Annotated in this window: 9 protein-coding genes; 7 read left to right on the forward strand and 2 right to left on the reverse strand. The window is 35.4% G+C overall.

The features are described from left to right. The first annotated feature begins 5 nt into the window (after positions 1–5). The 3 genes from ppdK (at position 6) to lqo (ending at position 5,338) form a co-directional block, all read left to right on the forward strand. Complete coding sequence (gene ppdK, locus HMPREF3239_RS07620) at positions 6–2,633, forward strand: pyruvate, phosphate dikinase (RefSeq protein WP_070855239.1); 2,628 nt, start codon at positions 6–8, stop codon at positions 2,631–2,633. Position 2,634: 1 nt separating this feature from the next. Then, positions 2,635–3,471: a pyruvate, water dikinase regulatory protein gene (locus HMPREF3239_RS07625; RefSeq protein WP_174841341.1), complete on the forward strand. Its 837-nt coding sequence runs from the start codon at positions 2,635–2,637 to the stop codon at positions 3,469–3,471. 373 nt (positions 3,472–3,844) lie between these two features. Beyond that, positions 3,845–5,338 (forward strand): L-lactate dehydrogenase (quinone), encoded by a 1,494-nt coding sequence (lqo, locus tag HMPREF3239_RS07630; protein WP_070855240.1) that lies wholly within the window; start codon positions 3,845–3,847, stop codon positions 5,336–5,338. A 55-nt stretch (positions 5,339–5,393) separates the two neighbouring features. Here lqo and HMPREF3239_RS07635 read toward each other — a convergent pair whose 3' ends face one another. Beyond that, positions 5,394–6,098, reverse strand: coding sequence for a GntR family transcriptional regulator (locus HMPREF3239_RS07635; protein WP_070855241.1), 705 nt, complete (start codon positions 6,096–6,098; stop codon positions 5,394–5,396). 213 nt (positions 6,099–6,311) lie between these two features. On the opposite strand from HMPREF3239_RS07635, the gene HMPREF3239_RS07640 reads away from it, so the two are divergent. Continuing rightward, entirely contained in the window at positions 6,312–7,751 is a 1,440-nt protein-coding gene (locus HMPREF3239_RS07640; RefSeq protein WP_070855242.1) for a 6-phospho-beta-glucosidase, read from the forward strand. A 173-nt stretch (positions 7,752–7,924) separates the two neighbouring features. After that, positions 7,925–8,776: a class I SAM-dependent methyltransferase gene (locus tag HMPREF3239_RS07645; RefSeq protein ID WP_070855243.1), complete on the forward strand. Its 852-nt coding sequence runs from the start codon at positions 7,925–7,927 to the stop codon at positions 8,774–8,776. A 605-nt stretch (positions 8,777–9,381) separates the two neighbouring features. Here the strand turns inward: HMPREF3239_RS07645 and HMPREF3239_RS07650 are convergent. Further along, positions 9,382–10,272: a fructose bisphosphate aldolase gene (locus tag HMPREF3239_RS07650; RefSeq protein ID WP_011274776.1), complete on the reverse strand. Its 891-nt coding sequence runs from the start codon at positions 10,270–10,272 to the stop codon at positions 9,382–9,384. A gap of 174 nt (positions 10,273–10,446) precedes the next feature. Between HMPREF3239_RS07650 and HMPREF3239_RS07655 the strand changes: the two genes are divergently transcribed. Beyond that, the gene (locus tag HMPREF3239_RS07655; RefSeq protein WP_070855244.1) at positions 10,447–10,941 is read left to right on the forward strand and encodes a P-loop NTPase family protein; all 495 of its coding nucleotides are present in this window, start codon (positions 10,447–10,449) and stop codon (positions 10,939–10,941) included. Positions 10,942–11,157: 216 nt separating this feature from the next. After that, on the forward strand, positions 11,158–12,483 hold the full coding sequence (locus HMPREF3239_RS07660) for a putative glycoside hydrolase (RefSeq protein ID WP_070855245.1): 1,326 nt from the start codon (positions 11,158–11,160) through the stop codon (positions 12,481–12,483). The last annotated feature ends 44 nt before the right edge of the window (positions 12,484–12,527 follow it).

Here is a 12,527-nt window from a genome sequence, read left to right on the forward strand (position 1 = left end):
TTATAATGACTAAATATATTTATGCTTTTGATGAAGGACAAAAATCGATGAAGGATTTGCTTGGTGGTAAAGGTGCCAACCTTTCTGAAATGAAACGATTAGGTTTACCTGTACCTGATGGCTTTACGATTACGACTGCTGCTTGTATTGAGTATTTACGTCAAGGCAAATCATTATCAACAGAAGTGAAAACACAATTAATTGATCATCTTGCTGCATTTTCAGAGAGAACTGGTAAAAGTTTCTCATCTGATGCCAATTTATTACTTGTGTCTGTGCGAAGTGGTGCTAAAATTTCGATGCCTGGTATGATGGATACCATTCTGAACTTAGGATTGAATGATGATAATGTTAAAAAATTAGCTGATAAAACAGGCGATGCACGCTTTGCATATGATTGCTATCGTCGTTTACTTCAAATGTTTGGTGAAGTGGTATATAACGTGCCAATGCAATCATTTGATACATACTTTGAGGATTATAAAGCACGTCATAACTTTGAAAATGATGCTGCCATTACAGCTGAAGGTTTACAAGAGATTTGTGAACGATTTAAAGAGATTTATGTCGAGGAAGTGTATAAACCATTCCCACAAGAACCTTTAAAACAATTAGAAGAAGCAATCGAAGCAGTCTTTAAGTCTTGGGATAATGATCGTGCGCGTATATACCGTGATTTAAATGATATTCCTCATGACATTGGTACAGCCGTGAATATTCAAGAAATGGTCTTCGGTAATAGTGGGGACAATAGTGGTACAGGTGTTGCCTTTACACGTAACCCGGTTAGTGGCGAAAATAAATTGTTTGGTGAGTACTTATTAAATGCACAAGGTGAGGATGTTGTAGCTGGTATTCGTACACCTAAAGATATTTCGACACTCCATGACCAAATGCCTGATGTACATCAAGAATTTGTAGATGTAACAAAGCAACTGGAACAACATTATAAAGATATGCAAGACATCGAATTTACAATTGAAAATGGCAAACTTTATTTATTACAAACGCGTAATGGTAAACGTACGGCACGTGCAGCAATTAAAATTGCAGTAGATTTAGTCGCTGAAGGTGTGATTAAGAAAGAAGAAGCAATGTTAAATGTTGACGTGAAATCAATAGATCAATTATTACATCCTAATTTTGATGACAAAGCGTTAAAAGAAGCTACTGAGATTTCAAAAATTGGTTTACCTGCAAGTCCAGGTGCAGCGACAGGACGAATTGTATTTTCAGCTGAGGATGCGAAAGTGCAAGCAGCATCAGGACATAAAGTCATCTTAATGCGCCCTGAAACATCTCCAGAAGATATTGAAGGTATGATTGCAAGTGAAGCAATTGTGACGACACATGGTGGTATGACATCTCATGCGGCTGTCGTTGCACGTGGTATGGGTAAATGTTGTGTGACAGGATGTTCAGATTTGGAAATTAATACAATAGCCAAAACGGTGTATTACGAAGGCGGAGAACTTCACGAAGGCGATACCATCTCTGTAGATGGTTCAAAAGGGGCCATCTATATTGGTGAAATCAAAACAGTTAGTGCTGAACATAGTGAAGAATTCAATCAATTTATGTCATGGTCCGAAGATATTGCACGACTAAATGTGCGCATGAATGCAGAAACACCGCAAGATATTAAAGCGGGTTATGAGTTCGATTCGAAAGGTATTGGTTTAGTTAGAACTGAGCATATGTTCTTCGGAGCAGAGCGTTTAGTTGAAATGCGTCGCTTCATATTATCTTCATCCTATGAACAACGTGTTGAAGCGTTAAATAATATTCGAAAGTACCAAGTAGAAGATTTTGAAGCTATCTTTAGACTGTCAGGTGAACGTCCGACGATTGTGCGTCTTCTAGATCCACCATTACATGAATTCTTGCCTAATTCAGATGAAGATGTTGAACATGTAGCACAACAATTAAATATTCCTAAAGACGTGTTAAATAAACGTATTGTTGACTTACACGAAGTGAATCCAATGTTGGGACATCGTGGTTGTAGACTTGCAATCACGTATCCTGAATTATATGAAATGCAAGTTGAAGCCATCATGGGAAGCGTATTAAAACTTAAAAAAGAGGGTATAACATGTAAACCTGAAATCATGATTCCACTCGTTTCAACTGTAGAAGAATTTACTACACTTAAAGACAAACTTGTTGAGACGATTCATAAACTAGAGAAAGAACAAGGGGACAGCGTACCATATTTAATCGGTACAATGATTGAAACACCGCGTGCATGTCTAATTGCAGATACGTTAGCGCAACATTGTGATTTCTTTAGCTTTGGTACAAACGATTTAACACAATTGACATATGGTTTCTCTAGAGATGATGCAGGTAAATTTATAAATGTGTATACTGAAAGTAATATATTGAAGCTTGACCCATTCCAAACGTTAGATAGAGATGGTGTCGGAAAATTGATTGAAATTGCAGTTGAACAAGCTAAGAAAGTGAATCCTAACATTAAAATCGGTGTTTGTGGTGAATTAGGCGGAGATGCTAAGTCTATTCGTCGCTTCAATCAGCTAGCGATAGACTACGTGTCATGCTCACCATTCCGAGTTCCAGGTGCAATTTTAGCAACAGCTCAGAGTCAAGCGGAGGAAAGCGAGCAATAACGTGAAAGAAACGAATTCAAACGAACAAATGTTAAAGTTATTTATTGTATCAGATTCCATTGGTGAGACAGCCCAAAGAATGATTCATGCCACATTAACGCAGTTTCCAAATTTGCATAATGTAGAAATTAAGAAATTCCCATATATTAAGGATGAAGAGGAATTCTTAAATATTTTAAATTTGGCGCGTGAACAGCATGCGATTGTTGCAACAACATTAGTGAGTGAATCATTTAATGCACTGGGTCATGAATTTGCACGAGAGCATGATATTCCTTACGTCGACTATATGTCTGATTTAATTGGAATTATTGAAAAGACGACACACAGTCATCCGTTAATGGAAAGTGGCGCTTTACGTAAATTAAATGATGAATACTTCAAACGGATTGAAGCCATTGAATACTCAGTTAAATATGATGATGGCAAGCATTTTACTGATATTGGCGAAGCGGATGCACTCATTGTAGGTGTATCAAGAACTTCTAAGACGCCATTAAGTATGTATTTAGCTAATAAAGGCTACAAAATCGCTAATATACCATTGGTGCCAGAAATTGAAATACCTGATAACGTGTATAAGCAAAAGGGGCTAAAAGTATTTGGCTTGACTGCAAGTCCACAATATATCGCCAATATTCGAAAGAATCGTGCTGAGACACTAGGTTTGTCTAGTGAATCTCGTTACAATAACTTAGAGCGCATCAAGAAAGAACTGATTTATGCTGAAGAAGTCTTTAAGAAATTGAATGCGACTGTCATCAATACAGAATATAAATCAATTGAAGAGTCAGCATTTTATATTGAAAAGTTCTTACAACCTAAATTGCAATCATAAGGTACAATCAATTTAACAGTCTAGTTAGAATGATGGAAATTAAGGGGAGCAGGACAGAAATAAAATTTTCCGAAATTTGTTTCTGTTCCGCTCCCCTCATCGTATTTTATGATAATAATTGCCCTTGAAAGGCTTTCATTTTAAGTTGCTTAATGATGAGAAAAAACACTTAGTGTGGATTCATTCGATTTTGTATAAAAAAATATTTTTAATTAAGTTTCTCCAATTTACAATTTACCATATTTGTTTTAACATAGAAATGAAAGGCTTAACAATCTTAATATAAAAAGATATTACTTGATGGTTAGGGAGAAAGAGTAGTAAGTAATAGCTTTTTAGTTGTTAACTAATAAAATTGGAGAGGTGTACAACCATGGCAGAATCAAAAGATGTCATTTTAATTGGTGCTGGTGTCTTAAGTACAACATTTGGTTCTATGTTAAATGAGCTTGAGCCTAATTGGAATATCAAGCTTTACGAACGTATGGATCGACCAGGTCTTGAAAGTTCTAATGAACGCCACAATGCTGGTACTGGTCACGCTGCACTTTGTGAATTGAACTATACAGTTCAACAACCAGATGGTTCGATTGACATTGAAAAAGCAAAAGAAATCAACGAAGAATTTGAAATCTCAAAACAATTCTGGGGTCACTTAGTGAAATCAGGACATATTGAGAACCCTAGAGAATTTATTAATCCTCTTCCACACATTAGTTTTGTTAGAGGCGTTAATAATAAAGAATTCTTGAAAAAACGTTACGAAGCAATGAAACAATCTCCAATGTTCGATAACATTGAATATACTGAAGACATTGAAGTAATGAGAAAATGGATTCCATTAATGATGCAAGGCCGCGTTGATGACGGCAAAATGGCTGCTAGTAAAATCGACGAAGGTACAGACGTAAACTTCGGTGAATTAACTCGTAAAATGGCACGTCACTTAGAATTAGACGAGCATGTTGAAGTTAAATATAGTCATCAAGTGCTTGATTTTGAACGTTTATCTAATGGTAAATGGCAAGTTAAAATCAAAGACCTTAAATCTGGTAACGTATTTGAAGAAGTTACTGACTATGTATTTATTGGTGCCGGTGGTGCAGCAATTCCATTACTACAAAAAACAGGTATCCCTGAAAGTAAACATTTAGGTGGATTCCCAATTACTGGTCAATTCTTAGCATGTACAAATCCACAAGTAATTGAAGCACACGATGCGAAAGTATATGGTAAAGAACCACCAGGTACACCACCAATGACAGTACCTCACCTTGATGCACGTTACATCGAAGGTAAACGTACGTTATTATTTGGACCATTTGCTAATGTTGGACCTAAGTTCCTTAAAAATGGCTCAAACTTAGATTTATTCAAATCTATCAAACCATATAACATTACAACAATGTTAGCTGCTGCAGTTAAAAACTTACCATTGATTAAATATTCATTTGATCAAATCATCATGACTAAAGAAGGTTGTATGAACCACTTACGTACATTCTACCCTGAAGCACGTGATGAAGATTGGGAATTATACACAGCAGGTAAACGTGTTCAAGTTATTAAAGATACTGAAAAAGAAGGTAAAGGATTTATCCAATTCGGTACAGAAGTGGTTAACTCTGAAGACCATTCAGTAATTGCTTTACTTGGTGAATCACCAGGGGCATCAACATCAGTATCTGTAGCTTTAGAAGTACTTGAAAAGAACTTCCCAGAACACATCGGTGAATGGAATGCTAAAATTTCAAAAATGATTCCTTCATATGGTAAATCATTAATCGAAGATGTTGAGTTAATGAGAAAAATACGTCGTCAAACGTCTAAAGACCTTGAATTAGGTTATTACGAAGACGCGAAATAAATAGAAGTTAAGCAAAGCGTCTCCTGAGATTTTGAATCTCAGGAGACGCTTTTTTTTAGCTTTCTATAGGAATAAAAAAGTTGGCATATTTGTAATGATAGACAATATTTGAATAATCGAAAGGTATGCCTTTAGTGGTATAAAAGGTCAAATCATGACGCATACATGGATCGTTTTGATTGAGATTTAAATGCTGTGCTTCTTGTTCAGAGAGAAAGTCGATATAAAAATAGATATCCGAGAAACCAATATTGATCTTAAGCTGCGACTGAAGGTAGTCGAATATTGAACGCTCTGCACTGGCAAGGTCAAGATGCGTAACTAATGATTGATTGAAGTAGGATGTTTCAATACATAGCGGGTTGTGGTCCAAATAGCGAATCCGTTCGACATAATAAACGTCAGTATCTTCGTCATTTAAGCGTAAATGTTCTCTCACTTCATCATTTGGTGTGATAGATTTAAAAGTTAAGACTTTGCTTGTGACTTGATGGCCTTGTAGATTGTCTGAGAACCCTTTTGTTTTTAACAAGTTAATATAACCTGATTTGTTTTTGTTTCGGACATAAATACCACTACCTTGTGTTTGGTAAATCATGCCATCTTTTTGTAGCATGCCTAATGCTTTAATGATGGTACTTTTACTGACTTGATATTGAGATTTTAATTGTTCTACACTAGGAAGTTTATCGCCAACTTTATACTCGTTATTTGAAATAGCATTTGTAATTTCTTGTGCAATTCGTTCGTACTTTAACATCATTTTACTCCCTTTATTTGTAATTCAAATATAGTATAGCAAATTTTAATACCAATTTGTAAATTGTACCGGTATAATTCGGAATAAATCGTTTACAAATTGTACCGGTATAATTATAATGAGTTGTGAAAGGGTTTGTATTTTAATAAAAAATATGACAGTTGTTAAGAAATAAAAGCGAATGATTAATAATTTGGAAAAGGAGTTTTAAATATGTCTAAATTACCAAATGATTTCTTATGGGGTGGCGCATTAGCGGCCAATCAATTCGAAGGTGGTTATGATCAAGGTGGTAAAGGATTAAGTGTGATTGATGTGATGACAGCTGGCGCACACGGTAAAGCACGTGAAATTACACAAGATGTAGAACCAGGCAAATACTATCCCAATCATGTAGGTATTGACTTCTATAATCGTTATAAAGACGATGTGAAAATGTTTAGTGAGATGGGTTTGAAGTGCTTAAGAACGTCAATTGCATGGACAAGAATATTCCCACAAGGGGACGAAGTTGAGCCGAATGAAGAAGGATTACAATTCTATGATGACTTATTTGATGAATTATTGAAATATAACATTCAACCTGTGATTACACTTTCACATTTTGAAATGCCATTACATTTAGCGCGTGAATATGGTGGTTTCAGAAATCGTAAAGTGGCAGACTTCTTTGCGCATTTTGCGGAAACGGTATTTAAACGTTACAAAGATAAAGTGAAATATTGGATGACATTTAACGAAATAAACAACCAAATGGATATCAATAACCCAATTTTCTTATGGACGAATTCTGGTGTTTCATTATCAGATGACGATAATAAAGAGGAAGTATTGTATCAAGTGGCGCATAATGAATTAATCGCGAGTGCCAAAGCGGTTAAAATTGGTAAAGCAATCAATCCTGACTTTGAAATCGGGGCGATGATTTCACACGTGCCAATTTATCCTTATAGCTGTAATCCAGAAGATATTATGGAAGCAGAAGTGGCAAGTCGTATGCGTTTCTTCTTCCCAGATGTACATGTTCGTGGTTATTACCCAGGTTATGCGACGAAGATGTTTGAACGTGAAGGCTTCGACATTGGTTGGCAAGAGGGTGATGACGTTATTTTACGTGAGGGTACGGTGGATTACATTGGATTCAGTTATTATATGTCTACAGTTGTAAAACATGATAATGAATCAAGTGTAGAAGATAACGTTGTTAATGGTGGTTTACCAAACTCAGTTGATAATCCTTATATTAAGAAGAGTGATTGGGGTTGGGCGATTGACCCAGTCGGTTTACGTTACACATTAAATGCCCTATATAACCGTTACCAAATTCCATTATTTATTGTTGAAAATGGCTTTGGTGCTGTAGATGAATTTGATGAAAATGGACAAGTCCATGATGATTATCGAATTGAATATTTACGTGAACATATTAATGCTGCTATCGATGCAGTAGATAAAGATGGTGTAGACTTAATGGGTTATACACCATGGGGTATTATTGATATTGTTTCATTTACAACTGGTGAAATGAAAAAACGCTACGGTTTAATTCACGTCGATCGTGATAATGAAGGTCATGGTTCATTAGAACGTACGAAGAAAGACTCATTTGGTTGGTATCGTAAAGTAATCGAATCAAACGGAGAAACATTATAACATTTAAGATGTATTATTGAGTATAGAATAATAATAAGCTTTCAATTACTCTAGCGTGTTGTCTTTATACTATAGAGTGATTGAGAGCTTTTTTAGTATTAAGCGAATCAGTTTATTGATTATATGTGAAGGGGTAAGATGAGACTATAACTATCAGACAAGGGAGTTTCTTTATGCGAAAAGATATATTTAGTAATCAATATTGGGAGAAAGCGTGGGAAGACGACCCTAATACACAAGACAAAAGAATGAAACGTGCCGGCTTAGGTGATCCATCTGCACCTGGATTTGAAAAGTGGGCAGAAAACTTTAATAAACATTCATTTACTGAAGAAAGCCAACAACGTACGAAACGTATTATGGATTGGATTGAAAGACAAACAGGTGCATTTAGCAATTTGAGTATATTAGATGTCGGGGCAGCCTCTGGTGTCTTTAGTGTGCCATTCGCTAAAGAAGGCGCAACCGTTACAGCGTTAGAGCCATCACCCATATTACATGAGATGTTACAGGAAAATGCCCACCATTATGGTGTAACGCTAGAAACCATTCATCAATCGTTTGAAGATGCTCGAAAGGAAGAATTAGGACATCATGATTTAGTATTTGCGTCTATGTGTCCAGCAGTTACGACGTGGGAAGCGGTTAATAAAGCTATTGATATCGCACAAAAATATGTATATGTTAGTTTAATTGCTGGTCCTAAAGAGAATTCCATTGTTGATGAAGTTGTGGCATTTTTAGATGAAAAAAGTCAGACTATGACAGCAGATATGTATTACTTATTGCAGTTATTATATGTCAATGATTACACGTATGAGACGTTAATCGAACGACATACACAACATAATGATAGAACGCTAGATGATGTTATACAGCAACTACCTCAATGGTTAAAAGAAGTTGAAGTGGAACTAGATACGCAACAACTTGCAAGTGTGAAACGCTATTTACAAGATCAATATGGTGATACGATACCTGTCATTACTGGTGGTAAATTTGGTAAAGTATTGATTCATGTCTAAAGCGGTGTATAAAATGGCGTACTATATCGTAAAATTTGAACACACGGATTTATGAGAGCAAGTCAAAGTGCATTACAAGATGAGAAAAAACAACAAGAATTAAATGCTTCTATTGAAGAAACAAAACAAAAATTGGAACAATTCTACAAATAATAGATATTAAAAAAGCCGGCTGGTCGAAATAACCAGTCGGCTTTGAATCATTCGAGTGAAGTTATAGAGAACTTCACCGGAGTGATGAGAGGGCTACAGTGAGCAGATTGCTCAACAATTATACGCATCGCGCTAAAACTAAAGAACAGTTTTCGCTTGATGCTAGTAATTGCTCGCAACCTAAGCGCTCACTTACGCACCTAGTGATGAACGGGCTACGAAAAGCAGGTCGTTCGGCAATAATACGCTAATCGCTAAAATCAAAGAACGATTTTTGCTCATAGCTCGTTATTGCTCGCGACCTAAACGCTTTTCTTCGCACCTAGTGATAAACGGGCTACAGTGAGCAGGTTTTTCGGCAGAAATACTCAAAGCTCGACAAAACTTGAGAAACAGTTTTGCTCACTTTTCGATTCTGCTCAAAACCTAAGCGCTCACTTACGCACCTAGTTTTAGTTTTTGTTTACTGATGCGTCGTAGATTGAATCTACTGCGTCGCCTAATGCTTTATCGAATTCTTCTTGTGATTGGCTAGCGCGTAAGTCACTTGCTAATGCACGTGAGAAGCTTGCGATTAATTCATCGTTGTCTTTCAATAATTTGTTTGCTTCGTCTCTGCTGTAACCACCTGATAATACAACCACGCGTACAACATTTGGATGATCTGCTAATTCTTTGTATAAGTTAGCTTTAGTTGGGATAGTTAATTTTAACATCACTAATTGATCATCATTTAAAGCGTCTAAGCCTTTTTTAAGTTCAGCTTTTAATACTTCTTCGATTTCAGCTTTGTCTTTAGCGTTAATGTTAACTTCAGGTTCAATAATTGGTACTAAACCTTTAGCAATTATTTTTTTAGCGAATTCAAATTGTTGTTCAACAACGTCTTTAATACCTTGTTCGTTTAATTCTAAGATATTAGAACGCATTTTAGTACCGAAGATGTGACGTTCAACCGCACGGTCTAATGTATCGTCTAAATCATCGATAGGTTTCATTAATTGAACACCATTTTGTTGTTCAGCTAAGCCTTTGTCGACTTTTAAGAAAGGAACAACACCTTTGTCAGCTAAGTAGTCGCCAGTGTATTTGCCTTCAACTTCACGATCCATTGTTTGTTCGAAAAGGATAGCACCTAAAATTTTGTCTGGAGAGAATGAAGGTGAAGTTACAACTCTAGTACGCATATCGTGTACAAGTTGGAACATTTCATCATCATTACTATATTCGTCCTCGTTTACACCATATTCTTTTAATGCTTTAGGAGTACTACCGCCACTTTGGTCTAATGCTGCGATAAAACCTTTCCCATTTGTCATTTTTTCTAATTGTTCTTTATTCATTACTCTTTCCACTCCTTTAATTAACTTTCATATTCATTATGATAAAAATAAAGTACATTCTCAAGTTATAAAACTTATATTTATTGAAAATTCTTATTTTAGAGTTTATAGTTTCATAAATTGTACTTATTTTGTTGTATGACTCATTTTCAAAAAATATGCGAGGTAAAAAACATGGAACATCGTATCTTGATTATTGGTAGCCCAGGTTCAGGAAAATCAACGTTAGCAATGCGTTTACAACAGAATTATAAGATACCTTTGTATCACATCGATAAAATACAATGGCTTAGCGATCAAGCGACTGTAACGCCGGAATCCTTGCACGCTCAGTTGAAAGAAATTGTAGCGACGCCATCTTGGATTATTGATGGTCATTATTCAAATACATTACTCATGAGACTAGAACGCACAACGACAGTGATTTGGATTAAAGAATCGAGGTGGAAGTGTATATACCGTGTCATCAAGCGTTATCTAATGACTGTATTTAGAAAGCCAACAGTAGGTGGCAATCCTAAGACAATAAGTTTAGCCTTTCTCAAATATGTTTGGGATTTCCCTAAAAATAATTACGATAAAGTAGACGCCTATTATCAACAAACGCAACATCATACGCAATGGATTATTGGAAATACGCAATCAATTTATTCAAAATTAAACCTATGATTACGAGATTTAATTTAAAATTCATTTAAAAACATACAAATATTAGATAATTTAATTTATAAAATTTTGTCTTAGTGAATATTTTTGTTAAAAATATGCTATTCTAAAGGAAAGTTAGGTTCTCTTATTTAGGATAATGAAACTTTTTAAATCGCTTACTATTCTAAATAATGAGAACCTAATTATACATATAAAGTATATTCGGAGGCTAAGGGAATGAAAAAGAACAAATTATTTGCTGTATTAACAACAAGTGCTTTGTTACTCGCTGCGTGCAGTAATGGAGATCATTCATCTAGTAGCGGACAAAAAGGGGACAGCCAGAAGAACGAACAGACAAACAGTCAAAGTGAAAAATTAAAACAGAATAATGATAAGAACAACAATGAGAATAAGGTTGACTATCCTAAGGATGGTGTCAAAGGAATTTATGTAACAAGTAATTCAACACAAGGCGATAAAATCGATGAGTTAATCAAATTTATTAAAGATTCCAATTTAAATACTATGGTTATCGATGTTAAAGATGATGAAGGTAACATAACAATGAATCTTAACACTGGCAACAAGCAAGTGGATAAAAACACATTAGACATTGTTGATGGTAAGAAATTACTGAAAAAATTGCATGATAACAACATTTATCCAATTGCGCGTATTGTTACATTTAAAGATTCTAAACTAGCGAAAGAACATCCGGAGTGGTCATTTAAAGAAAGTGATGGTTCAGTTTGGACAAATGGTAAAGGTGATAGCTTCGTTAACCCATTTATGAAAGAAGTTTGGGATTACGACATTGATGTAGCCAAAGCGGCAGCTAAAGCCGGTTTCCAAGATATTCAATTTGACTACGTGCGTTTCCCAGAAGGCTTTGAAAATGAAGCAGACAGTCTAACTTATAGTAAAGGTGACTATAAAAATAGCAAGTTAAGTTCTGGCGATCAACGTGTGGATACCATTACGAAATTCTTAGAACACGCTAATAAAGAGTTGAAACCGATGGGTGTTAATATATCTGCGGACGTATTTGGCTATTCTGCATTAGTTAAAAATGCACCTGGTATTGGTCAAAGTTTCCCTAAAATATCTGAAAATGTAGACGCAATTTCATCAATGATTTATCCATCACATTGGAGCAATGGTGACTTTGGTTTACAAGCGCCAGATACAGAACCATATAAAACAGTGAATCGATATATTCAAAAAGAAAATAACTTATTAGATTCACTTGGTAAGAAAAAACCAATTTCACGTCCATGGATTCAAGATTTCACAGCATCATACTTAGGCGATGGTAATTATATTGATTATGATGCGAAAGCTGTATCTGAACAAGTTCAGGCATTAAAAGATAATGGTGTAAATGAGTTCTTACTATGGAATGCCGGCAACGAATACACTGAAGATGCGAACTATAATCCTAAAAAAGGTAGCGCGAAAGAACGTGACCCTGAGGGTGTAGAACAAGATACAAAACAGCAAGACAATAAAGACGACAATAAAACAGATACTAATGAAGAGAATGGGAACAGCAATCAATAATAAAAAAAGCGAGCCTGGGACATAAATAATATGATGATGCTATT

This window comes from Staphylococcus sp. HMSC34C02 (assembly GCF_001838705.1).
GTDB lineage: Bacteria > Bacillota > Bacilli > Staphylococcales > Staphylococcaceae > Staphylococcus > Staphylococcus borealis.

Coding starts and splice junctions, on each gene's coding strand:
- HMPREF3239_RS07660 (WP_070855245.1), top strand. CDS start 11,158: ATGAAAAAGAACAAATTATTTGCTGTATTAACAACAAGTGCTTTGTTA.
- HMPREF3239_RS07650 (WP_011274776.1), bottom strand. CDS start 10,272: ATGAATAAAGAACAATTAGAAAAAATGACAAATGGGAAAGGTTTTATC.
- HMPREF3239_RS07635 (WP_070855241.1), bottom strand. CDS start 6,098: ATGTTAAAGTACGAACGAATTGCACAAGAAATTACAAATGCTATTTCA.
- HMPREF3239_RS07655 (WP_070855244.1), top strand. CDS start 10,447: ATGGAACATCGTATCTTGATTATTGGTAGCCCAGGTTCAGGAAAATCA.
- ppdK (WP_070855239.1), top strand. CDS start 6: ATGACTAAATATATTTATGCTTTTGATGAAGGACAAAAATCGATGAAG.
- lqo (WP_070855240.1), top strand. CDS start 3,845: ATGGCAGAATCAAAAGATGTCATTTTAATTGGTGCTGGTGTCTTAAGT.
- HMPREF3239_RS07645 (WP_070855243.1), top strand. CDS start 7,925: ATGCGAAAAGATATATTTAGTAATCAATATTGGGAGAAAGCGTGGGAA.
- HMPREF3239_RS07640 (WP_070855242.1), top strand. CDS start 6,312: ATGTCTAAATTACCAAATGATTTCTTATGGGGTGGCGCATTAGCGGCC.